Here is a 22,601-nt window from a genome sequence, read left to right as displayed (position 1 = left end):
TTGGCATGGTGCCGCACATGACGATTGACACCGATCACCGTGTGCGCTCTGCACGACGGTCACGACTTCCCGCCCGTTTCACCGACATCTATGCCGAGATCGCGAACGGGTCGGTGCAGCGGGAACGCGACCGTGCGTTGCCGCACGCCGAGATCAGGCGGCTGTGGGACAACGGGTTCGGTTCCCTTCGCCTGAACGGGGGCGTCGGCGGATCGGGTGTCTCCGTGCGCGAGCTGTTCGCCGAGCTGGTGGATCTCGCGGCCGCCGATTCCAATATTCCCCAGGCGTTGCGGGTGCACTTCGCCTTTGTGGAGGATCAGATCATCTCCGGTGACGAACGACTGCTCGCGGCGATCGCGGACGGCATCCTCGTGGGCAATGCGATCACCGAGGCGGGCGACGGCGCCATCGACGGATACCGCACTCGACTGACGCGGTCGGGCGACCGCTGGCTGCTCAACGGGGAGAAGTTCTACAGCACGGGTTCGTTGTACGCCACGCACATCCTCGTCGCCGCGGACCGGGCCGGCGAGCGGGTCAGCGTCCTGGTGCCGGTGGACCGTGAGGGTGTGGACCGGGTGGACGATTGGCGCGGGTTCGGGCAGCGCCTCACCGCCAGCGGGACAACGATCTTCACCGACGCCGTCATCGATGACGCCGAGATCGTCGGTGCCGGCTACGGGACCGCGGGACCGACCTATGCCACGTCGTACCTGCAGTTGTTCCAGCTCGCCGCGCTCGCCGGGATCGCACGTCGTGCGCAAGACGATGCGATCGCCTGGGTTGCCGCCCGCACCCGGACCTTCACCCACTCGGTTGCGGATCGGCAGCGCGACGACCCGTTGGTGCAGGAGGTGATCGGCCGCCTGTCGTCGGCGGCCTTCTGTACCCGGGCCGCGGTGTTGTCCGTCGCCGACCTTCTCGACGACCTGCTCGCGGGCGACCCGAACGACCCGGATGGGATCGCTGCGGTAGAACTCGCGGCCGGGCAGGCGCAGGCGGGTGTTGCGGCTCAGGTGCTCACCGCGACCACCGAACTGTTCGAGGTCGGCGGCGCGTCGATCGTCGCGGAGGATCTGGCACTCGACCGGCATTGGCGCAACGCACGCACCCTCGCAGTGCACAACCCGATCAACCAGAAACTGCGGGCGATCGGCGACCACCTGCTCAACGGCGCCGACCTGCCCTATGCGTGGAGCGCGGGAGTGCGTCCCGGCGTCTGAGCCCGAATGAAACATCCACGGGCCACATCACATTCACAATTGAGGAGATTGTATGTCTGACAGAAGATCAGCCGCCGTGATCGGCGCCGGCATCGCCGGGGCGTCTGCGGCTCTGGGCCTGGCCAAGGCGGATTTCGACGTCACGCTGTTCAGCGATCGCGATCGGAGGTCGCTGCGCGATGACGTGCCGCCGACCGGCGTGGCGATCCTGTTCGGCGCGTCGCGGGAGTGGGACGCACGGATCGTCGAGGACCGCTATGACATCGGCAACACGACCGGGATCAGCGTGCGCCTGTACGCCGACGACGACGGTGCGCGGCAACGGGTTCTCGAGTTCAACCCCGAGTTCGGATACCAGGCGCAGGCCGTGGACGTCCGACTGCGCGCCGATGACCGCATCGGCGAGTTCCTCGATCTCGGAGGCCGTCTGCAGGTGGAATCGGTCGATCCCGATCGGCTCGATCAGATTGCGGCAGATCATGATCTGGTGTTGGTCGCCACCGGCAAGGGTGGGCTCTCGGGTGCGTTCGAGATCGACAGGGAACGGACGCACTACGACCGTCCACAACGTCACCTGCTACAGGTGACACTCGCGGCCGACCCCGAGCTCGACCTCGGTTATCGGACGCGTCCAGGCGCCGCCGAGAATCTCTTCAACCTCGACGCTGCGAACGGCGAGGTCTTCTTCGGGCCGTTCCAGCACAAGGATGCCGGCGCGACCTGGTCGTTTCTCGGCTTCGCCAAGCCCGACGGACAGTGGGCCGAGCGGTTCGCCCGGGTGAACGACGCACGGTCCGCGCGGGACACGGTCGTCGGCCTGTTCCGGGACTTCTTTCCCGAGGATGCCGCGGAGATCGAGAAGTTGCACGTCATCGACGATCCCCAGAGCTGGTTGACCGGTGCGGTCACACCCACGGTGCGACACGCGGTGGGTCGCACCGTCGGCGGCCGGCCGATATTGGCGATCGGGGACACCGCGATCGCCGTCGATCCGGTCGCCGGACAGGGCGCGCAGAACGGTCTGATCCAGGTTGCCGAGTTGGTGGAGGCTGCCGCCGCCCACCAGGGGCCGTTCGACGAGGCATTCCTGCAGCACGAGTGGGAGAAGCACTGGAGTCGTCGGGGGCGCGCCGCCGTGGAGGTCACCCGGCTGTACCTCGGCGACCCCGATTATGCGGACCACCTCGAACTCGCCTTCCCGGCCGCATCGCAGAGTCCAGAGGTGGGGCGGTCGCTGTTCGGACTGCTGTCGGACCCCACCCCGCTGCTCGACATCACCAGCCGAGCAGATGTGGTCGCCTTCCTGGAGACCGTGAGCGGCAGGACCGTCCCTGACCTGCTGGAACGGTTCGCGCCCGCGGGCGACTTCCGCGGTGCCGGATCGGCGGCGTCTGTGCACTGAGCAGGGAGTCGCCGTTGACGGCTGCCAAACCCTCACCGCCCCAACGTGTCCAGCGGTTTCGTATGCGCACTGGTGCATATGCGGCAACGATGTGAGTCAGATCGCACATCGTTGCTCATAGAAAGGTGCGCTATATGAAGACCAAGGGTGCAATTCTCCGCAATCCGGGCGAGAAGTGGCAGATCGAGGAGTTCGAACTCGGCGACCCGGTCGCGGGTGAGGTCCAGGTCAAGCTGGTCAGCTCGGGTCTGTGTCACTCCGACCATCACCTGCGCACCGGTGACAGCCCGGCACCCATGCCCGTCCTCGGCGGCCATGAGGGCGCAGGCGTGGTCACCAAGGTGGGGCCCGGCGTCACCAACCTGAAGGAGGGTGACCACGTCGTCACCGCCTTCATCCCGGCGTGCGGTGTCTGCGACCCCTGTTCCCGGGGCGACCAGAACTTCTGCGACGAAGGTGCCCGTCTGCTCACCGGCCTGTCGATCTCCGACGACACCCACCGTGCGCACACCAGCGACGGCGAGGGGCTGACCCAGATGTGCCTGCTCGGCACGTTCGCGCCGTACATCACGGTCAACCAGGCGTCGCTGGTCAAGATCGAAGACGACATCCCCCTTCAGCAGGCCGCGTTGCTGGGCTGCGGCGTGGCGACCGGATGGGGCTCGGCCGTCGAGATCGGCGGAACGCATGCCGGTGACATCGTCGTGGTGGTCGGGGTCGGCGGTGTGGGCATCAACTCGGTGCAGGGCGCCGCGGCGGCGGGTGCGCGCATCGTCGCCGCCGTCGACCCGGTGCCGTTCAAGCGTCAGATGGCCGAGAAGTTGGGTGCCACGCACACCTTCGAGTCGATGGAGGAGGCGCTGCCGGTTCTCGGTGAGATCAGCTGGGGCAAGATGGCCAACACCACCATCCTGACCGTCGGCGAGATCGACGGATCGATGATCCAGCCGGCTCTGAGCCTGACCGGTAAGGGTGGGCAGGTGATCGTGACCGGTATGGGCAATTTCGCCTCGATGGACGCGCAGATGAACCTGTTCGAGCTGACGCTGCTGCAGAAGCGGGTGCAGGGCGCGATCTTCGGTGGCGCGAGCCCGCGCACCCAGGTGCCGACGCTGCTCAACGAGTTCCGTGCCGGCAAGCTCAATCTGAGTGATCTGGTCACGCAGACCTACAAGCTCGAACAGATCAACGAGGCCTATGACGACATGCTGGCGGGCAACAACATCCGCGGCATGGTGGTCTACGGCGACGACGACTACTGAGGGAACGACCGCCCGTCAGCGCTTAACGCATCATCACGAAGGGCCGTCCAGTCGTGGGCGGCCCTTCGTGACGCATCCTCGCAAGCTCGGAGGCTCCTCAGGGACCGGGGTGGGGGCGGTCGCTGATGAGGACGGTCCCGCCCTTCGTGACGCTCGCAAGCTCGCTCCTCAGGGGGCGGGTGGTGATGCTCGCACGCTCGCTCCTCAGGGAGCGGGTGGTGACGCTCGCACGCTCGCTCCTCAGGGGGCGGGTGGTGACGCTCGCTCCCCGGGGAGCGGGGTTGGTGAGGTCGCTCATCGGGGAGCGGGGGGCTGTCGCTCGTGATTCGGCGTCAGCGTTTGACGCGGGCGTTCACCAGCAGGTTGAGGAACCGCAGGCCCAGGCCCAACAAGACCAGGGTGCTGACCATCTGGATCGATACGGCCACCCGCGCGCCCTGCGACACCGCGGAGATGTCCCCGAATCCCGTCGTGGTGAACACCGTGAGGCAGAAGTAGAGCGCATCGATCCTGGTGAGGTGTGTGTTCATGCTGCCGGCGGAGTACTCCGAGAACAGGTAGTACACGGTCGCGAACGCCACGATGTAGAACGCGGCGATCGCGACCAGCATCTCCACCGCGGTGGCCACCGGATACGGCGACCGGATGAAATGCCGGATCTCCCAGGCGCAGAAGGCGGTCAACACGATGGCCCCCAGGGACAGTCCGACGATGTTGACCGAACTGTCCTTCTGGATCGGCAGCAGGAAATAGCAGGCCAGCAGGATCACCGCCGCCAGGATCGGCCTGACGATCGCCTTCACCACCTGTCGGCGGCCGACGTTGGCGCGCGCGTCGCCGAGTCCCCCGATCTCGTGCGCCACCGGACGCCTACCAGATCCGGACGCGTTCGGATTCGTCGAGGTAGAGCGCATCGCCGGGTCCGACATCGAACGCGTCGTAGAACGCGTCGACGTTGCGGACCACCCCGTTGCACCGGAACTCCGGCGGCGAGTGCGGGTCGATCGACAGGCGGCGGATCGCCTCGGCGTCACGCGTTTTGGTGCGCCAGATCTGTGCCCAGCTGAAGAAGACCCGCTGCGTGCCGGACAGTCCGTCGATCGTCGGCGGCGTCTGAGAATCGGTCGCGAGTTGGTAGGCGACGAGCGCGATCGACAGACCTCCGAGGTCGCCGATGTTCTCACCGATGGTGAACTCGCCGTTGACCTTGTACTTCTCGTCCAGCCCGAGTGGGGTGAACTCGCTGTACTGGTCGATGAGTTTGCGTGTCCGGGTGGAGAACTCGGTACGGTCGTCGTCGGTCCACCAGTCCACCAGATTGCCGTCGCCGTCGTACTTCGCGCCCTGATCGTCGAAGCCGTGGCCGATCTCGTGGCCGATCACGGCGCCGATCCCGCCGTAGTTGGCGGCGTCATCGGCGTCCGGGTCGAAGAACGGCGGCTGCAGGATGGCGGCCGGGAACACGATCTCGTTCATGCCCGGGTTGTAGTAGGCATTGACCGTCTGCGGCGTCATGAACCACTCGTCGTGGTCCACCGGCTGACCGATCTTGGCGAACTCTCGGTCCTGCTCGAAAGACGAAGCGCGGGCGACGTTCCCGATGAGATCGCCGCGGTCGACAGTCAGCGTGCCGTAGTCGCGCCACCGGACCGGATAGCCGATCTTGGGGGTGAACTTTGCCAGCTTGGTCAGCGCCTTCTCGCGTGTCGTCGGCGTCATCCAATCCAGATCGGAGATGTTGCGACGGTATGCCTCGACGAGGTTGTCGATCAGCTCGTCCATCCGGGCCTTGGCCTCCGGTGGAAAATGCTTGTCCACGTAAAGCTTTCCGACGGCGAATCCCATCGCGCCCTCGACGAAACCGACCCCGCGCTTCCAGCGGTCGCGGATGGTCTCCGTGCCGGTGAGGGTGCGGCCGTAGAAGGCGAAGTTCTCGTCGACAAACTCCGAGGACAGGTACGGCGCGGCCGAATGCAGCAGTCGCCAGGCCAGCCAGGTCTTCCAGTCCTCGAGAGACCGGGAAGCGATGAGTTCGCCTGCGCCGGCGACGAACGACGGCTGCCCGACCACGACCTCGGCGAAGGTCGAGTCACTCGTGGTCCCCAGCCCGCCGAGCCACGTCGTCACGTCGAAAGTGCCTGCCGTGTCGGCGAAATCGGCGAACGTCATCAGGTTGTAGGTCTTCTCGGCGTCGCGCCGGGCAACCACATCCCAGTGGTGGCCGGCGAGCGCGGTCTCGAGTTCCAGCACAGTCCGGGCGCGGGCCTCGGCGTCCTCGAGTCCGGCGAGTGTGAACATTCGTCCGACGTGCGCGACGTAGGCGTCGCGGGTCTCGGCGTGCTTGTCCTCGCGGTAGTAGGACTCGTCGGGCAGGCCCAGGCCGGATTGCACAACGTGCACCAGGTAGCGGTCGGACTGTTTGGCATCGGTGTCGACGTAGAAGCCGAACAGCCCGCTGACTCCGTGTCGTTGCAGCCGGCCGAGGCGGAGGCTGAGTGTCTCGGTCGAGTCGATCGCGGCGATCTTGTCCAGCTCACCACGGATCGGTCCGATGCCGAGCGCGTCGATGTGGTCGGTGTCCATGAAGGACGCGTAGAGGTCGCCGATCTTCTGGGCATCGCTGCCGCTGGAGGAGTCGGCGTCGGCGCACTCGGTGATGATGTCGCGCACGTTCTCCTCGGCGCGGTCACGCAGCACATGAAAGGCACCGTCGAGCGGCCGGTCGTCGGGGATCACGTGACTGGAGAGCCATTTGCCGTTCACATGGGTGAACAGGTCGTCCTGGGCGCGGACACCGTCGTCGACCCAGCTGAGATCGATTCCGGATGCCTGCGGGGTGTCAGTCTGCGAAGCGGTCACCCGTTCATCCTGTCATCGCATCCGGGATTCGTCAGCCGGCTCTGCCGAGGGCTGAATCTCTTCTACGGTGGTCGGCATGGATGACTCGGCCGGGAACAACACCTATGACGTGATCGTGATCGGCGGCGGACCGGTCGGGGAGAACGCGGCGGACTACGCCATCCGCGGCAGCGATCGCACCGCTGTGATCATCGAACACGAACTGGTCGGTGGGGAGTGCTCTTATTGGGCATGCATGCCGAGCAAGGGTCTGCTGGGACCGGGGGCGGCGCTGGCCGCCGCCGCCGCGTTACCCGGCGCGCGTGAACGATTGAGCACCACGGTGCCCGATCGGGAGCCCACGCTCGAACGGCGCGAGACCATCACCGGGTCGCGCGATGACACCTCTCAGGTCGAGTGGGCACGCCGATCGGGCATCGACGTCATCCGCGGGCACGGGCGGATCGCCGGCGCGCGTGAGGTGCAGGTCGGCGGACGCCGTGTGGTCGCGCGGCAGGCAGTGGTGGTCGCCACCGGCAGCACCGCCTCGATCCCGCCCATCACCGGGCTGCGCGCGGCGCTGCCGTGGACATCGCGCGACGCGACCAACCTCGTCGAGGTGCCGGATCGCATGGTGGTGCTCGGCGGTGGGGTCGTGGCGTGTGAGGCCGCCACCTGGTTGCTCGACCTCGGGGTGCGGGACCTCACCATGGTGGTGCGGGGCAGCCGGTTGCTACCCAAGACCGAACCGTTCGTCTCCGAGCGGGTCGCCGCCGCGTTGACCGAGCGCGGCGCCGACATCCGGTTCGGTACGCAGATCGACCGTGTCGAACGGCCCGACGTCGCCGACACCGGATACGGCCGTGTGCACGGAGGTCCGGCACGGGTGACGCTGACCGGGGACGATCGCCCCGGCGAACTCGAGGTCGACGAGATCCTCGTCGCGGCGGGCCGAGCCCCGGCCACTACGGACATCGGGCTGGACTCGATCGGCATCGAGGTGTCGGGCCCGCTGCGGGTCGATGACCACATGACCGTTCCCGGTCATCCGTGGCTCTACGCGGTCGGCGACGTCAACGGCCGGGTGGCCCTGACCCACATGGGCAAATACCAGGGCCGAGTGGCCGGGGACGTGATCGCCGCCCGCTCCGACGGCCGCCCGATCGACGGATCCCGGTTCACGGCGTCGGCGGACCGCAACGCGGTCCCACAGGTCGTGTTCACCCGGCCGGAGATGGCGGCCGTCGGGGTGACCGAGGCGCAGGCCCGCGCCGATGGTGTCGACGTCGTGATCGCCGAGACCGACATCTCCGTGGCCGGCTCGTACCTCGTCGACCCGGACTATGCGGGCCACGCAAAGCTCGTCATCGATCGGGGGCGTGATGTGCTGGTCGGCGCGACGTTCGTGGGTGCGGACACGGCCGAACTCGTCCATTCGGCGACGGTCGCGGTCGTCGGCGAGGTCACCACCGAGCGCCTCTGGCACGCTGTGCCGTCGTATCCGACCGTCAGCGAGGTGTGGCTGCGGCTGCTGGAGTCGCTGCGATGAGCCCTACCGGGTGATCTGGGGCTCACGTCATGAGCTCGGCCAGGTCGCGGTCCATCGCCCAGATCAGCATCTCGGCGTCGGCGGTGGCGGTCAGCTCCTCACCGCCCAGATCTGCACCGCGCACGGCGTCGCCGACGTCCAGCGTGTTGCCCGCCAGATCGAGCGTTCCGTCGACCACGTAGACGTGGACATGACGCCCGGCCGGGAGGGCGATCGCTCCGCCGGGGCCGACTCGTGCGGCATACAGCGTGGCCGATCTGTTGGCGATCCGTATCGCCGAATCCACCTTCGGATCGCCGGACGCGATGGGGACCAGACCTCCACCGGCCAGTTCGTCGGCGACGTCGGACTGTGCGTAGGAGGGAGGCAGTCCCAGCTCATCGGGCATCACCCACATCTGCACGAAATTCACGGGCGTTGAGCCGGCCTCCGGACGGTCCGGCCAGGTGTCGTTTCGTTCGGAGTGCAAAACGCCGGTGCCGGCGCTCATCCGTTGTGCGAGACCGGGATAGACGACACCTGAGTGCCCCTCGGAATCCTGATGAACCAGTGAGCCGGACGTGACCCAGGTGACGATTTCAGACTCGCGGTGCGGATGTTGGTCAAAGCCCTGTAACGGAGCGACCACATCATCGTTATTCACCAACAGAGATCCGTAATGCGTGTTGGATGGATCGTAGTGATCGCCGAAGGAGAAGCTATGGCGGGACGTGAGCCACTCGGTTGTCGTGACCGCGCGGTCGGCGGCCGCCATCACTCGAAAGTCCATGCCCCATTATGGGCTGAGGAGGGGCGTGAGATGCTGCTCACACTTCCCGATGCCGCGGCTTCGACGCGAGACCCGATCGTGACCGGTCGGATCCCCGAATGGAAGCTGACGGCATCGAAAACCAGTGTGACACGAGTGAAAATTGAGACTATGAAGATCTGGGTCAGGCGTTCGCCGAAGGTGGCTTGCGTCGCGGCGGTGGGCAGCCTCGTGCTCGCGCTCGGTGCGTGCGGGATCGGCGGCGGCAGCGACGACGCTGCCGGGGCGATCCGTCATTTCGCCGATGCCATGGAACGGCAGGATGCCGGTGGCGCCGCGAAGTACACCACCGCGCCCGGCCAGGCAGGCGAGGCGCTGACCCAGACCTTGCAGGCGATGAATGCCGAGCACGTCGACATGATGGTCGAGAAGCCGGTCGAATACAGCGACGGAACTGCATCCTTCTCGTTGAAGACCACCTGGCGCTGGCAGAAGGGCCGGATCTTCGCGACGACGACGTCGGGTACCGCACGCCACCTCTCGACGGGCTGGAAGATCACCTGGGAGCCGAAGATCATCTACCCCGGGCTGCCGAACGGCGGGCAGCTGCGGGAGATCCGCACCGACGCCACGCCGGCGCCGCGGGTCCGCAGCCGGTCCGGCAAGACCTTCATGTACCTGCAGCCGGTCAACGACATCATCCTCGATCCCACGAAGACGAAGGACGTCGGACGGTCGGCGCGGGCGCTGGCGCGCACCCTGGAACCGATCGCACCGCTGATCACCACGCAGGTGATCTCGGAGAAGCTGGCCCAGGCGTCGGGGAAGCCGATCACCGCGGTCACGCTGCGCGACCCCGACATGGCTGTGCTGCAGTCCGATCCGAATGCGGTGCCGGGCGTGATCGTCCGGAAGGCCGGCATGCTCGTGATGGCCGACCGGCGACTCGCGTCGCCGCTGGAGTCGGGGCTGACGAACTACTGGCAGGCGATCCGTGACGCCACCGCGGGCTGGCAGGTGCAGATGGTCGCGCCGGGCATCAAGCCGCGCAAGCTGGCGGGTGACCAGGGGCCTCCGGGGCCGGACGTGAACACCACCGTCGACCAGAACATGCAGCTCACCCTGGGAGACGCGGCCGTCGAGGTGGGGCAGCCCGCGACCATCATGACGCTCGACGCGGCCACCGGCGCGATCCTCGGTATGGCGCGCAACAGTTATGCGATCGACCGCGGCGTCAACGTCGACACCACATACCCGGTGGGCAGCACGCTCAACCCGGTGCTCACCGAGGTGGAGCGGACGGCCAACGCCAATCAGGAATCCGGCGACGCCATCATGGATCGGCTGGGGCTGGGCGTGCAGTTCACCGTGCCGGGGGCGAGCACGCCGACGGCGGATCAGCCGGGCGTCGCCACGGTGGACTTCCGGCCGGATGCGATGCGCATGTCGATGATGAACATGGCTGCCCTCGGTGTGGCGATGGCGCGCAGTTCGATGGGACAGATGACATCGGTGGCGCCCTATGTCATCAAGGGGGTGCCGACCAATGTCGCGGCGGGCACACTCGGTGAGCTGGACCCGGCGACGACGGGCCCGATCCTGCAGGCCATGACCACCACCGCCAAGACCGGCGATGCCAGCGATCTCACACAGGCCCCCGGGTTGAAGGCGCTGGTCGGGACGAACGGCCCGCAGGGACCGGGCTGGTTCGTCGGCCTGCAGGGCGGCAAGGTGATCGTGATCTACTGCGAGGGCGAGAAGTCGGGTACGGCCGCGTTGCAGGTGGCGCAGAAGTACTTCCGGATCAAATAGCCGATCGGTTTCGGGTGGTCGCACGTCGTCGCGCGACGACGCCGACCAGAGCACGCCAACCGATCAGGAACAGGCCGAGCACGATCGTCGCCACGATGACGAAGCTGACCGCGACGCCCTGATGCAGCAGATATCGCAGGACCATCCCGACCGCGACCGCGCAGAACCAGATCATCAGCCCGGCGGGCACGATGCGCTCCGGGTGGAAATCGTGACCGAACCAGTCACTCGAACGGACATGGGAGAAGACGTAGGCGATCGACCATCCGGCCGCCGCACCCACCGCGAACGGCCACAGCGTCTGCAGCACGCCGATGATCGCCAGGCCTTCGGTGTGACTCGATCGGCCGATGAGGACGAACACCGTGATCGCGACGAGATCGATCAGCGCGCTCACCGGTACGGGCACCGCCACCCCCGACGACGTCGGGGGGTCGGCCGTGGCGACAGTTGGAGACCTCGACATGGTCCTTTACGGTAGCGGGTCGTCGGGGCGTGGACTATCTCCGGCGCCCGCGTCGTGCTCGCCGGCCTGCTCCGGCGCGGTCGTCTCGTCCGATTCGAGGTCGGTTTCCAGTTGTTCCTCGAGGGTGTCGCCCTTGCGGAAGCTGTTGCGGAACATGACCACCACGACGACCCAGCCGATCGCCGCAACCAGCACGTAGCTGATCAGACGGTAGACCAGCACGGCGGTGATCGCGTCGGCGGCCGGCATGCCGGCGCTGGTGAGAGCCGGGACCAACACGGCGTCGACGACCCCGATGCCCCCGGGCAGCAGCGGCACGGCCGTGCCGACGGCCTTCCCGGCCGCATAGGCGACCATCAGCCCCGAGATGCTGGGGTGCGCGCCGACCGCCCAGCAGGCGAACGCGAGGCAGGCGACGTCGGCGATCCAGTTGAACAGGCTCCACGCGAAGGACACCGCCAGGTCACGTTGGGTCAGCTGCACCGCCCGCAACTGCTCGAGGGTGTCCATCACCCGGTCGTGTCCATGCCGGGCGGGCTTGTTGCGGATCTGGTTGACCCAATCCATGACGCGCAGCACCGTGCTCTGCAACGACTCCGGATGGCTCGCGAAGTACTGGAAGACGACTGCGACCGCGATGAATCCGACGATCGAGAAGATGACCGAGAAGGGGCTGGTCTTGGCGCCTGCCAGCAGTGCTCCGCCGAATCCGAGAACGGCCAGCCCGACACCGGCCAGCAGGCCCGACATCACGACCTGCCAGGACGCGACCACCGGTGTCGCGCCCCACTTGCGGGTCTCGCGGTAGACGAAGGCGGGGGAGAGCACGGGGCCGCCGGGCATGGTCTGGCTGACCGAGTTCGACGCCAGGACCACCGAGAGCGACTGCCACTGCTTCACCCGCACGCCCGCGGATCGCAGCAGCGCGCGCTGGACCTGCGCAAAGCTGTCCATCGAGAGCAACGCGGCGCCCAGGCTCGCGAGCAGCCAGACCCAGTCGAGGTCGCCGATCCGCTCCCACGCCTCCTCGAGGCTCGGCGCGATGAACACGATCTCGACGGTCAGCACGACGAGCACGATCGCGAGAAGGAGCCACCGCAGCCACCAGAAGCGTGGCCGAGTGGCGACGCTCCCGGTTCGGGACCCCTCCGACGACATAGTGCACACCATATCCACAGCTACGCTGATAACCGTGAGTGATGCCGACTCCGCGGGACGAACGCGGTCAGAGAATCGTCCCGTCGGCATCGCGACGTCGGACCGCGAAAAAGTCCATCCGTTGGTCCGCGCCACGGCCGAATGGTCGTGGCGGCTGTTGGTCATCGCCGCCGGCGTCTACGTGCTGCTGATGATCTTCAACAGGTTCGAGGAAGTGCTCGTGCCGGTGGCGCTCGCGATCCTCGGCGCCGCGATGCTGGTGCCGGTGGTCGACTGGCTCGACCGCATCGGTTCTCCGCGATCCTTGGCGGTCGTGATCACGATGGTTGTGGCCCTGGGCCTGCTGGCCACGGTGCTGACCTTCGTCGTGCAGGAGTTCATCAACGGGTTCCCGGAGCTGACGAGGCAGATCACGGTGACCGTCGACCGGTCCCGTGACTGGCTGGTGAACGGGCCGTTCGGGGTGAATCGCGACCAGGTCCAGAACATCGGCAATGATGTCACCGACTTCTTGCAGCACAACCAGGACAAGGTCACCAGCGGCGCGCTGGCCACCGCGACCACCGCCACGGAGATCATCACCGGTGCGCTGCTGTCGGTTTTCCTGCTCATCTTCTTCCTCTACGGCGGCGGCCACATCTGGACGTTCGTGACCAAGGTCATCCCCACGGGCACCCGCGGACGGGTCCGAGCGGCCGGGACCGCGGGCTTCGGCACCCTTGTCGGATACGTCCGGGCGACGGTCGCGGTGGCATTCGTCGACGCGCTGGGCATCGGGGTGGGGCTGGCGATCCTCGGGGTCCCGCTGGCGTTGCCGTTGGCGTCACTGGTCTTCCTCGGCGCCTTCATCCCGATTGTCGGTGCCCTGGTGACCGGGACGCTCGCGGTGATGGTCGCGCTGGTCACCCAGGGGTGGATCGCCGCGGTCATCGCGCTCGGCATCGTCGTCGGCGTCATGCAGTTGGAGAGTCATGTGTTGCAACCGTTCCTGTTGGGCCGTTCGGTCCGGTTGCATCCGGTGGCGGTGGTGCTGGGGATCGGTGCGGGCATCGTCGCGGCCGGCATCATCGGCGGACTGCTCGCGGTCCCGTTGATCGCCTTCGCCAACACCGCGGTGCGGCATCTGGCCGGGAGCGCCGACAGCGCGCGACGGCGGGCCGCCCGGGCCGACGAACGCATGTACGCAGCCGAGCCGGACGAGCCGCGATGGGATCGGCTCGACGAGGTCGACAAGGCCCCAGACACAGGCCCTGAACCCGACGAAGGCTCCAAGCCCGACGCAGGCTCCGACGCAGGGACCGCGGGTGCACCCGAGAAGCCGTCGACCGACGACTGAAACACGCGAAACTCCCACATACACACGATGTTTCGCGCGTATGTGGGAGTTCGTCGTGGTGCCGCCGGCCGCGGTGGACTACTCCGCGGTGGCCAGATTCGCGGCCGGTGCGGGTGCGCCCAGGGTGGCGGGCTGAATCTTCTTCTGCGGCACCAGCATGGTTGCTGCAGCGCCGGCCAGCGCGATCGCGCCGAACAGGTAGAAGGCCGCGCTCGACGAGATCCCGGCGCCGATGAGCAGTCCGGCGATCACCGGTCCGACGATTCCGCCGAGACGGCCGAAGCCGGCGCACCAGGCGACACCGGCAGCCCGCGCCGACGTCGGATAGTAGTTGGAGACGTAGCCGTAGATGAGCACCTGGGTGCCGATGGTGCCGGTGCCGGCCACCGCGACGGCGGTCAGCAGGATCGGCAGTCCGAACCCGAGCGTCAGGCACACCAGGGCCACGGTGGCCAGGCAGAACGAAGTCGCGACGATCCGCTGAGGTCCCCGCCGATCGGCCAGCCGGGCTGCGATCAGTCCGCCGACGATGGCGCCGCCGTTGAGGACCAGCAGGAACGACAGCGAGCCCTTGGCGTTGAAGCCCGCCGACTCCATGATCTTGGGCAACCAGGTGTTCAGGCCGTAGGTGAGCAGTAGCCCGGCGAAGCTCATTGTGCCCAGGAGCAGTGTCGGAACTGCGAACCGCCGTGACGCGAGGGCGCGGAACCCGATCTTCTCGACCTCGGCCGGTGCCAGATCTGCAGCGCGGGCCGGGGCCGTGTCGACCGGGATGCGGGTGCGGTCCCCGATGGCGACGGCTTCGTCGATCCGGCCACGCGAGACCAGCCACTGCGGCGATTCCGGCATCTTGAGCACGGCCAGCGGCAGCAGCGTGACGAGCGGCAGCGCGCCGACCCAGAACAGTCCGCGCCAGCCGATGTGGTCGGCGAAGGCCATCGCGAGCACCGCGGCGATGACGCCGCCGGCCGGCACACCGCTGTACACGATCGCGTTGAAGAGGTTGCGCTTGGACGTCGGCGCGAACTCGGCGATCAGGGCGCCGACCGTCGCGACCAGGCCGCCGATGCCGATACCCGTGAGGCAGCGCAGGATGCCGAAGGCGACCAGATTCTGTGCCAGTGCGGTTGCGGCCATGCCGATCGAGAACCAGACGATGTTGAACAGCATCATCTTCCGACGGCCGACGCGGTCGCCGAAGGTGCCGGCGATGAAGGCGCCGACCATCATGCCGACCAGCGCATAGGAACCCAGTGCCCCGGCGGTGGCAGGTGTCAGCTCACCCAGCTGGGTGGGATCGCCGAGCAGTGTCGGTAGGACCGTGCCGTAGACGACGAGGTCATAGCCGTCGAAGACGATCGCGATGGCCGCGAGGGACACGATCCAGAGCACACTCCTGCGGTGCTCCGGTCCGGTCCAGGTCGATGGTGCGTTCATGGGCTGCCTCCGTGGTGGGTGTGCTGGGAGACAATCCTGCGGGGTTGTGTGGTCGATCACACCGGGTCTTTACCCAGTCTTGACCAAGGGTCCGATTGATAACCGGACACGTCCGATTGATAACCGGAGAAGCCTCAGCTGTCCGACCGGCTGCGCCGGAGCAGTTCCTGCACGCTGATCTGCGTGCCGTCGCCCTCGTCGTCCGAGCGTGCGTGCCGGTCCGTGCTCCGTCGCCGGCCCTCCGGTGCCGAAGCCGCGCGGTCCTCGGTGAGCGGCGTGCCGTCGCCGAGTCCGCGGTCCATCGGAGAATCGCCGGTCCGGGTGCTCGCCGGGCGGTTCGAGGTCGCCGGGGCGGCCCGGTGTGCTTCCGGGGCCAGCGAGGCCGCGAGGGGCCGTTTGCCCGTCGTGTCCAGCGCTGGGCGGCGGCCGAGGGCCGAGTCCTCGGGTCGCCGCGGCGGGACGGGAGGCGGTCCCGCCGGCGACGGCGCCGGGCCCGCGGTCGGAGCGGTGGCCGGCCGCGCACTCGGGGTCGGGGGTGCGGCGGGGGTAGAGGGACCCGGACCCTCGTCGTCACCGAGGCGGATTCCGCCGGCCCCCAACCGCCAGCCACCGGTGTCGGGGCCGTTCGACTGGGACCGGCCGCGCCGGCTGAAGGCCGGTGCCGGCCGCGCAGTGGTCCGGGACGGGGCGTCCGACGGCGGGTTGGCGGGTCCGACGCGTGCCGGGATCGATTCCCGGGGAGCCGGATTCGGTTGCGGCGCACGCGGTTGCGGAGCGCGCTGCGGCGGCGCGGCCATCGGTCGGCCCGTCTGCGGAGGTTGTGGTCGGGGGGCTTGGGGTCGCTCGGCGGTCCGCGCGGGACCCCGGGGCTGAGCTCCTCGGGCTTCACCATGCCCGGAGGCCTCTACTCGTGCGGATCGCGGAGCCGCCCGCATGGCGGAGGTGGGGGCCTCGGCGACGATCGTCCCGGCCGAACGCACCCGGGCCGCCGCCGCGGCATCTCGCATCTGATCGGGCTCGTCGTCGAGGACCGTCTCGCCGAGCCCGATCTTCTGCTGCATCACGCGCATCCAGCGCGGTGCCCACCAGCAGTCGTCGCCGAGCATCTTCATCACCGACGGCACCAGCAGCATCCGGATGATGGTGGCGTCGAGGATCAGCGCCGCGATCATGCCGTACGCGATGTACTTCATCATCACGATCTCGGACAGACCGAACGCGCCGGTGACCACCACCAGGATCGCGGCCGCGGCAGTGATGATCCGACCGGTGTACGCGGTGCCGACCCGCACGGCCTCGGTGGTGCTGGCACCCTTCTGTCTCGCCTCGACCATGCGCGACAACAGGAATATCTCGTAGTCCGTCGACAAGCCGAAGATGATGGCGATGATCAGCACGAGGACCGCGGCGAACAGCGGTCCGGGGGTGAAATTGGCGAGCGCGGCGCCGTGGCCGTCGACGAAGACGAACGTCAGGATGCCCAGCGTGGCGCCCAGGCCGAGCGCGGTCATCAACGCGGCCTTGATCGGTAGCACCAGGGAACCGAACGCCAGGAACATCAGGAAACCGGTCACCAGCACCAGCAGGACGGCCATGATCGGCAGTCGCGACAGCAACGCGTCGATGGAGTCCTGGGTCAGCGCCGGAGTGCCGGCAACCCACATGGTCAGCCCCTGGGTGTCGATGGCCCGGAGATCCTTGATCGCCTCCGCAGCCGTGTCCCGATCGACCAGTCCGGCCGACATCTGGATGACCTGTGGACCGTTGTCGCCGTACTGTCCGGTGAGTGCACCCCCGTCCGACGACGGGCTGAACTGCTTGGTGAAGCCGGGGATCTTGTTGGCCTCGTCGGCCACCTGCTGGATCTTCTCGCCGCTGTTCGCGTCGTTCGGGTCATACGCGATGACCAGCTTGATCTCTTCGGTTCGCTCGGTGGGGAAGTACTTGTCGAAGTTCTCCTGCGCGACCCGGTTCGGGTTGTCCGGCGGCAGGTAGGCCTCGCTGATGCCGCCGAACTTGATCCCGCCGAACGGGATGGTCAGAACCAGCAGGAGCAGCACGGTGGGCACCGCGGTCGCGACCGGGTGCTTCATCACCCAGCCGGCCAGTCGTCCCCAGAAGCCGTTCTCGATCTCCTGCTTGGTCTTGGTGCGTCGCAGGAACGGCAGGCCCAGCGCGTCGATGCGGGGCCCGAGGATCGACAGGATGGCCGGCAACACCGTGATCGACAGCAACGCCGCCAGCGAGACCGAGGCGATCGCGCCGTAGGCCACCGATTTCAGGAAGCCCTGCGGCATGATCAGCAGGCACGCGAGGGCGGCCACGATGATGGTCGCCGAGAACACCACGGTCTGCCCCGACGTCATCACCGTTCGTCGGACCGCGGCCTTCGTCGAGTAGCCCTCGGCGAGTTCTTCGCGGAAGCGGCTGACGATGAACAGCCCGTAGTCGATGGCGATGCCGAGACCGATCAGCGTCACGACCGACTGCGCGAAGATGTTGAGCTCGGTCAGCTGCGCGAGGATCTTCATGATGCCGAGCGACCCGGCGATGGTCAGGCCACCGATCAGGACCGGCAGGCAGGCGGCGACGACGCCACCGAAGATGAAGAACAGCATGATCGCCACCAACGGCAATGCGATCACCTCGGCCCGGCGGATGTCCTGGTCCATCCCGTCGGCCATGCTGCCCGCGACCGGTTGCAGCCCGGCGAGTTCGAAGGACGTGCCCTCGAGGTTGTATCTGGACGCGATGTCGTCGAAGAACGGCTCGATCGTCTTGTAGTTGTTCAGGACCGTCGTGTCGTCGTCACCCTTGACGCCGATGCTGATGAAGGCGTGCTGTTTGTCGTCGGTGAATGTCCGTGCGCGGATGGTCTCCTGCGCCGCCTTAGAGGTGGCGGTCTGATCGCGCAGGTAGAACGGGTCGATAACGCCCGGATCCTCGCGATTGACGATATCGGGGTGCGCTGTGATGAGGTCGTCGACGAAGTTCTCCACCTTGGTCCCGAACTCGGGGTCGTCGACGGTGGTGCCCTGCGGGGGTGTGATGAGCAGGATGATGTCCGAGCGATGGTCGCGGCCGAGTGCGGTGTCGGCGACCACCGATCCCTTCACCGATTCCGACGTCGGGTCGAACCAGCCGCTCTGACTGAGGTGTTTGCCGAGATCGAGCCCGTAGAGGCCCAGTCCGCCCATCAGTGCGATGAGGACGGCGATGACGGCGAAGCGCATTCGATAGACGAAAGTGCCGATGGCTCCGAACACGCCTCGTTCCTTTCTCGTTCGCGGGCTGGTCCTGCGGGCAGGTCGACGGTGATACCTACCGGAGCCGGACCGTTTTACTAGCGGATTCTTACAAGCCGTCCTGAGTTATCCCTGAGTCGGGAGCCGTCACGACCACGCATCAGTGCAACAGTGCCTGCAGGGGTCGGAACGGTGTGAGCCATGCCCCATCATCGGGCAGCGAGTCGAGGCCGATGCGTGGCAGGGGCTCGCGGAACACGGCGGGGATGTCTTCTAGATCGACGAACTCCAACTCTTCGGTGGTCATTGCCCAGCTGGCATGCTCGCGGAAACCGATCACGGTGACCGGGATTCCCTCGGCGGCCACGTCGAGCAACGGCTCCCGGAACGCCTGTCCGTCGGCCGAGGCGATGATGAGGCCAGCTAGTCCCACAGTGTGCCTGCGAAGTTCGATGTGGTCGAGCATGTCGGGGTCCACATCACTGTCGTCGGACAGTTTCGGCTTCGCGAACACCGCATAGCCGACATTGCGCAAGGCGTCCACCCAGGGGCGCACCACGTCCGCGCTGCCGGGGACGATGTTGGTGAAAACGGTGGCCTCGGGCTCGACGATCGCGCCGTCGGTGCGCTGGGCGGACAGGTCCGCGGTCCTGCGCAGCAGCCACCGCCCGAGGGCGTCGAAACGCGGCCGATGAGCGGCCGTCGGCCGACCGCCGAGAATCGCGCCGAGACCCATGTCCATGTTCGGGGCGTCCCAGACGAGCAGGACACGCGGTGAGCCGACCTGTCCGGAGATGGTCTCGGAGAATTTCTTGTCCGTCTCCGAAATCGGCGCTGACGTGGAGTTTTCCTCCACCGAGGACTGGGACGCGATCACATCGTCGCTCATGCTCCGCCGCTTTCGGTGGGTCGAGGAGTCGGGGGTTGGGGCCGAACATATACGAACTCGTTGACGTCGCGCCCCTCCCGTTCGGCGCGCCCCTCGAATTTGGTGGTGGGGCGGTCCAACAGGATCGGGGCGTCCGTCGTCAGTTGCACGACGTGAGGACGGTCGCGGTCTTGGGTGGCCAGATGTTCGGCGATCCACTCCGCGTAGCCCGCATGGTCGGTGGCGATGTGCAGGACGCCACCGGGCTTGAGTCGCTCGGCCATCAGTTCGATCGTGCCGCTCTGGATCAGGCGACGTTTGTGGTGACGTGATTTCGGCCACGGATCCGGGAAGAACACCCGGATTCCGGTCAACGACTCGGGCCTGAGCAGTTCGGTCAGCACCACCACCGCGTCTCCACGCACCATCCGGACGTTGGTGAGGCCGCCCCGGTCGACCAGACCGAGCAACTGCGCCAGGCCAGGCTTGTAGACCTCCACCGCGAGAACGTCGACATCCGGCTCGACAGTCGCCATGGCCGCGGTCGAGACGCCGGTCCCACTGCCGATCTCGAGAACAGTCGGGGCCTCGCGACCGAAGAACGCGGTCAGGTCGAGCGGCTCCTCCGGAACGCGGTCCACCCCGATCGTCAGATCATGGCCCAGACGTGGCCAGAGTTCGGCCCAGTTCCGCTGCTGACCCGTCGTCAGGGTGCCGCGGCGGAACCGGAAACTGGTCACCCGGGGATACCGGCGGGACTGATCGACACTCTCGCTCACCGGACCATCGTTGCGCATCGGGTGCCGTCGAGGACAGTCGACACCGCTTTTGCGCCGGTCAGCGGCGCGAGGGCAGCAGTCATGGCCGACATTCCCAGTGATGCCCTAGATTCTCCAGTCATGCCGAACGCTTCGACGAGCGCGCCCCCGAGTGCACTGGCCGCCGCGGCCGAGGCGGGTCGGTTGGTCGAGGTCGTGGGGCCGTCCTCACCCGCTCGAGCCGAGCTCGACGCGGCCGCCCGGCGATACTCGCGTCCTCTGCAGGTGAGCGTCTGTGGCCGACCGGGGACGGGCCGCGTCACGCTGGCGCGGGCACTGCGCGAACGTTTGTCGGTGACCGCTGCCGGTTCTGAGGACCCCGGGGCCTCCGGGGACGCGGATCTGTGGATTCAGGTGCTGACCGGGCCGCCCCGGCGGGCCGACCACGCGATCCTGGATCGGCTGCCGACGGACCGGACGATCGTGGTGCTCGGCAAGGCGGACATGAACCGCGACCGCGCCGACGCTGTCGCGGCCGACTGCGCGACGCAGCTCGATCGTCCCGTCCACCCTGTCTCGGCGTTGCTGGCCTGTGCAGACGTCTCCGACGTCGAGTTCGGATTCTTGTGTCGGCTGGCCGACGACGGGAAGTCCATGCCGGCGATGGTGGGTCAGTTCCTGGCCGGCGCCGACGACGAGCGTTCCGTGCGCGCTGATCTGCTGCGCCACGTCGACGGGTACGGGATCAGGTTCGCGCTCGCCGCGATCCGGGCGGGGGAGCCGGCGGGCGCGGATGCCCAGTCGCTCACCCGCGCGCTGCGGGCGCAGAGTCGCATCGGGGATCTGGTGCCGCCGATCCGGGAGCGCGTCGAACTCGTCCGCCGGTGGCGGCTGGTGGAACTGCGGACCCGGCTGGAGGTGATCGCGGCCCGCGGATACGAGCGCGATGCGATCGAGCATCTTCTGCAGGACACGGAGGTCTCCCGATGACAAACGCCCCGCCGGCTGCCGACCTCCTCACCCGGGTGCACCGTCTGACCGGATTCGATCCGATGACGGTGTCGGGCGCCGGCAGCGACGTCGCGGTGTTCGGGATCGGCGGGACCGGGGTGACGAGCCTGGCCCAGGCCATGCGTGCGACCGACCCGGGCATCGTGGTGAGAGAGGGCCGCTGGGATCGCCGACCCGGCGACGCCACCATCGGGGTCGCGCTGATGGTCGTCGACCCGTCGTCCTCGGTGGGCGACGAAGAACGTGACGCGGTGGACGAACTCAGGTCCCGATTCGGTGTCGTGGGACTCGTCTGCTCGAAGATCGACGCGTACTGGGAATGGCCGCGGGTTCTGCGCGCACACCGCGAGCTGCTCGACCCGCACGAGGATCTGCCGGTGTTCGCGGTGTCCTCGGTCGTCGCGCAGTCCGGCGCCACCGGCGAGTCGGGTGTGCCGGACCTGACGTCCTGGGTGGCCGATCAGCTCGGCGCGCCGACGGATGTCCGTCGGGAGCGCGCACGGGTCGCCGCGGCGCTGGGCGCGGTGGCACGGGCCGAGGCCGAACTCGTGCGAAGTGCCGACCGCGATCTCCGTGCGGACACCGAGGATCTGGCGCGACGTCGGCGGGTGCTGCTCGAATCACGCGACCGTGGTCGGGCCGATCGGCTCGCCGCCGCCCGATCGGGCCTGGCCAGGGTGCGTGGCGAATCGTTCGCCGAGGTGGCGGCCGAGATCCGCGCCCTCTCTGCAGAGGCGACGGCACGCACGGCGGCGCTGACCGGACGTTCGAAGGACGACCACGTGCGGTGGCTCACGCGGTCGGCGACGGCGCTGCGCGAGTGTGTGGATGCCGACACCGATGACCGCATCGACGAGGTGCGGTCCGCGACACTGCTGGGCATCGACGGTGCGCCGCCGGAGAACGCGGCCGAGGTCGGGGACCGTGGGGCGGAGCCGCCATTCGGGCGTGAGGTCCCGGCTTCCCGCCGCGGTGGGGAGGATTTGTTGCTGGTGCTGATCGGGGCATCGACCGGGCTGGGCGTCGGACGCCTGGTGGTGGCGCCGATGGCTTCGGTGCAGACGTTGCAGTGGGTGAGCATGCCGCTGACGCTGGTACTGGGGGTCGTCGTCGCTGCGCTGGTCATCCGGGTCCGACGCACCTCGGCGCTGCGGGCGGACATGCGTGCGTGGAGCACCGACGCGCTGGTGGAGACGCGGGGTCGGCTCGAGCATCGAGTCGGACTGCGCATCGCGGCTGCTGAACCCCACCTGACCAGCCAGATCGTCCGACACTACGAGCGGCGTGCGCGGCAGGTCGCCGCCGAGGTCGCCGAGCTGGAGGACCGCCAACGCCTCGTCCGTTCGGGAGCGGCGGAGCAGGCCGAGCGGGAGCGGATCGGTCAGGTCCGCGACGCGCGTCGTGCCCTGGCCGAGTTCGCGGGGAACCGTTTCGCGACCTGATGCGTCCTATCATCACGGTGGGATGCGGCAAGTGGAATGTGGCAGG

Annotated in this window: 17 protein-coding genes; 8 read left to right on the top strand and 9 right to left on the bottom strand. The window is 67.8% G+C overall.

Annotation, left to right across the window (positions count from 1 at the left end; genetic code table 11):
• Positions 1-17 precede the first annotated feature (17 nt).
• The 3 genes from AC4AMJ_RS21595 to AC4AMJ_RS21585 all read left to right on the top strand — a co-directional run bounded on the left by AC4AMJ_RS21595 (position 18) and on the right by AC4AMJ_RS21585 (position 3,887).
• Positions 18-1,223: an acyl-CoA dehydrogenase family protein gene (locus AC4AMJ_RS21595; RefSeq protein WP_489899080.1), complete on the top strand. Its 1,206-nt coding sequence runs from the start codon at positions 18-20 to the stop codon at positions 1,221-1,223.
• Between the two features lie 52 nt (positions 1,224-1,275).
• Entirely contained in the window at positions 1,276-2,625 is a 1,350-nt protein-coding gene (locus AC4AMJ_RS21590) for a styrene monooxygenase/indole monooxygenase family protein (RefSeq protein WP_489914590.1), read from the top strand.
• Positions 2,626-2,759: 134 nt separating this feature from the next.
• Entirely contained in the window at positions 2,760-3,887 is a 1,128-nt protein-coding gene (locus AC4AMJ_RS21585; protein WP_489899082.1) for an NDMA-dependent alcohol dehydrogenase, read from the top strand.
• Positions 3,888-4,219: 332 nt separating this feature from the next.
• On the opposite strand, the gene AC4AMJ_RS21580 is transcribed toward AC4AMJ_RS21585, so the two are convergent.
• Both AC4AMJ_RS21580 and AC4AMJ_RS21575 read right to left on the bottom strand, forming a co-directional pair.
• Entirely contained in the window at positions 4,220-4,801 is a 582-nt protein-coding gene (locus AC4AMJ_RS21580) for a potassium channel family protein (RefSeq protein ID WP_489899083.1), read from the bottom strand.
• Complete coding sequence (locus tag AC4AMJ_RS21575; RefSeq protein ID WP_489914588.1) at positions 4,758-6,746, bottom strand: M13 family metallopeptidase; 1,989 nt, start codon at positions 6,744-6,746, stop codon at positions 4,758-4,760. Before AC4AMJ_RS21575 ends, AC4AMJ_RS21580 begins: the two co-directional genes overlap by 44 nt.
• A 76-nt stretch (positions 6,747-6,822) precedes the next feature.
• On the opposite strand from AC4AMJ_RS21575, the gene AC4AMJ_RS21570 reads away from it, so the two are divergent.
• Positions 6,823-8,274: a dihydrolipoyl dehydrogenase family protein gene (locus tag AC4AMJ_RS21570; RefSeq protein WP_489914586.1), complete on the top strand. Its 1,452-nt coding sequence runs from the start codon at positions 6,823-6,825 to the stop codon at positions 8,272-8,274.
• Positions 8,275-8,296: 22 nt separating this feature from the next.
• Here the strand turns inward: AC4AMJ_RS21570 and AC4AMJ_RS21565 are convergent, their stop codons facing one another.
• Entirely contained in the window at positions 8,297-9,043 is a 747-nt protein-coding gene (locus AC4AMJ_RS21565; protein ID WP_489914584.1) for a pirin family protein, read from the bottom strand.
• Between the two features lie 150 nt (positions 9,044-9,193).
• Here AC4AMJ_RS21565 and AC4AMJ_RS21560 point away from each other — a divergent pair, with 150 nt between their 5' ends.
• The gene (locus tag AC4AMJ_RS21560) at positions 9,194-10,834 is read left to right on the top strand and encodes an NTF2-like N-terminal transpeptidase domain-containing protein (protein ID WP_489899087.1); all 1,641 of its coding nucleotides are present in this window, start codon (positions 9,194-9,196) and stop codon (positions 10,832-10,834) included.
• Here AC4AMJ_RS21560 and AC4AMJ_RS21555 read toward each other — a convergent pair.
• On the bottom strand, positions 10,827-11,300 hold the full coding sequence (locus AC4AMJ_RS21555; protein WP_489899088.1) for a DUF3054 domain-containing protein: 474 nt from the start codon (positions 11,298-11,300) through the stop codon (positions 10,827-10,829). The two genes, AC4AMJ_RS21560 and AC4AMJ_RS21555, sit on opposite strands and share 8 nt — an antisense overlap.
• A gap of 6 nt (positions 11,301-11,306) precedes the next feature.
• Complete coding sequence (locus tag AC4AMJ_RS21550) at positions 11,307-12,458, bottom strand: lysylphosphatidylglycerol synthase transmembrane domain-containing protein (RefSeq protein WP_489899089.1); 1,152 nt, start codon at positions 12,456-12,458, stop codon at positions 11,307-11,309.
• A 34-nt stretch (positions 12,459-12,492) separates the two neighbouring features.
• On the opposite strand from AC4AMJ_RS21550, the gene AC4AMJ_RS21545 reads away from it, so the two are divergent.
• Entirely contained in the window at positions 12,493-13,794 is a 1,302-nt protein-coding gene (locus AC4AMJ_RS21545; RefSeq protein ID WP_489914582.1) for an AI-2E family transporter, read from the top strand.
• Between the two features lie 78 nt (positions 13,795-13,872).
• Here the strand turns inward: AC4AMJ_RS21545 and AC4AMJ_RS21540 are convergent, their stop codons facing one another.
• The 4 genes from AC4AMJ_RS21540 to trmB form a co-directional block, all read right to left on the bottom strand.
• Positions 13,873-15,231 carry an MFS transporter gene (locus AC4AMJ_RS21540; RefSeq protein WP_489914580.1) on the bottom strand — a complete coding sequence of 453 codons (1,359 nt, stop codon included), beginning with the start codon at positions 15,229-15,231 and terminating at the stop codon, positions 13,873-13,875.
• A gap of 134 nt (positions 15,232-15,365) precedes the next feature.
• Positions 15,366-18,497 carry an MMPL family transporter gene (locus AC4AMJ_RS21535; protein ID WP_489914578.1) on the bottom strand — a complete coding sequence of 1,044 codons (3,132 nt, stop codon included), beginning with the start codon at positions 18,495-18,497 and terminating at the stop codon, positions 15,366-15,368.
• 139 nt (positions 18,498-18,636) lie between these two features.
• Positions 18,637-19,365: an NYN domain-containing protein gene (locus AC4AMJ_RS21530; RefSeq protein WP_489899094.1), complete on the bottom strand. Its 729-nt coding sequence runs from the start codon at positions 19,363-19,365 to the stop codon at positions 18,637-18,639.
• Complete coding sequence (gene trmB / locus AC4AMJ_RS21525) at positions 19,362-20,141, bottom strand: tRNA (guanosine(46)-N7)-methyltransferase TrmB (protein ID WP_489914576.1); 780 nt, start codon at positions 20,139-20,141, stop codon at positions 19,362-19,364. The genes AC4AMJ_RS21530 and trmB overlap by 4 nt, the downstream gene beginning before the upstream one ends.
• A 102-nt stretch (positions 20,142-20,243) precedes the next feature.
• On the opposite strand from trmB, the gene AC4AMJ_RS21520 reads away from it, so the two are divergent.
• Positions 20,244-21,092, top strand: a complete 849-nt coding sequence (locus tag AC4AMJ_RS21520) for a hypothetical protein (RefSeq protein ID WP_489914574.1) — start codon at positions 20,244-20,246, stop codon at positions 21,090-21,092.
• On the top strand, positions 21,089-22,555 hold the full coding sequence (locus AC4AMJ_RS21515; protein WP_489914572.1) for a GTPase domain-containing protein: 1,467 nt from the start codon (positions 21,089-21,091) through the stop codon (positions 22,553-22,555). The genes AC4AMJ_RS21520 and AC4AMJ_RS21515 overlap by 4 nt, the downstream gene beginning before the upstream one ends.
• Positions 22,556-22,601: the final 46 nt, after the last annotated feature.

The organism is Gordonia sp. LMA484 (assembly GCF_058129505.1).
Note: the sequence above shows the minus strand (reverse complement) of the source record. Positions and strands in the feature narration are given on the sequence as shown.

Excerpts from the sequence above, each read along its gene's own strand:
- AC4AMJ_RS21550 (WP_489899089.1), bottom strand. The coding sequence starts at position 12,458 with ATGTCGTCGGAGGGGTCCCGAACCGGGAGCGTCGCCACTCGGCCACGC.
- AC4AMJ_RS21570 (WP_489914586.1), top strand. The coding sequence starts at position 6,823 with ATGGATGACTCGGCCGGGAACAACACCTATGACGTGATCGTGATCGGC.
- AC4AMJ_RS21585 (WP_489899082.1), top strand. The coding sequence starts at position 2,760 with ATGAAGACCAAGGGTGCAATTCTCCGCAATCCGGGCGAGAAGTGGCAG.
- AC4AMJ_RS21540 (WP_489914580.1), bottom strand. The coding sequence starts at position 15,231 with ATGAACGCACCATCGACCTGGACCGGACCGGAGCACCGCAGGAGTGTG.
- AC4AMJ_RS21520 (WP_489914574.1), top strand. The coding sequence starts at position 20,244 with ATGCCGAACGCTTCGACGAGCGCGCCCCCGAGTGCACTGGCCGCCGCG.
- AC4AMJ_RS21515 (WP_489914572.1), top strand. The coding sequence starts at position 21,089 with ATGACAAACGCCCCGCCGGCTGCCGACCTCCTCACCCGGGTGCACCGT.
- AC4AMJ_RS21565 (WP_489914584.1), bottom strand. The coding sequence starts at position 9,043 with ATGGACTTTCGAGTGATGGCGGCCGCCGACCGCGCGGTCACGACAACC.
- AC4AMJ_RS21590 (WP_489914590.1), top strand. The coding sequence starts at position 1,276 with ATGTCTGACAGAAGATCAGCCGCCGTGATCGGCGCCGGCATCGCCGGG.
- AC4AMJ_RS21560 (WP_489899087.1), top strand. The coding sequence starts at position 9,194 with ATGAAGATCTGGGTCAGGCGTTCGCCGAAGGTGGCTTGCGTCGCGGCG.
- AC4AMJ_RS21595 (WP_489899080.1), top strand. The coding sequence starts at position 18 with ATGACGATTGACACCGATCACCGTGTGCGCTCTGCACGACGGTCACGA.
- AC4AMJ_RS21555 (WP_489899088.1), bottom strand. The coding sequence starts at position 11,300 with ATGTCGAGGTCTCCAACTGTCGCCACGGCCGACCCCCCGACGTCGTCG.
- AC4AMJ_RS21580 (WP_489899083.1), bottom strand. The coding sequence starts at position 4,801 with ATGCGCTCTACCTCGACGAATCCGAACGCGTCCGGATCTGGTAGGCGT.
- AC4AMJ_RS21530 (WP_489899094.1), bottom strand. The coding sequence starts at position 19,365 with ATGAGCGACGATGTGATCGCGTCCCAGTCCTCGGTGGAGGAAAACTCC.
- trmB (WP_489914576.1), bottom strand. The coding sequence starts at position 20,141 with ATGCGCAACGATGGTCCGGTGAGCGAGAGTGTCGATCAGTCCCGCCGG.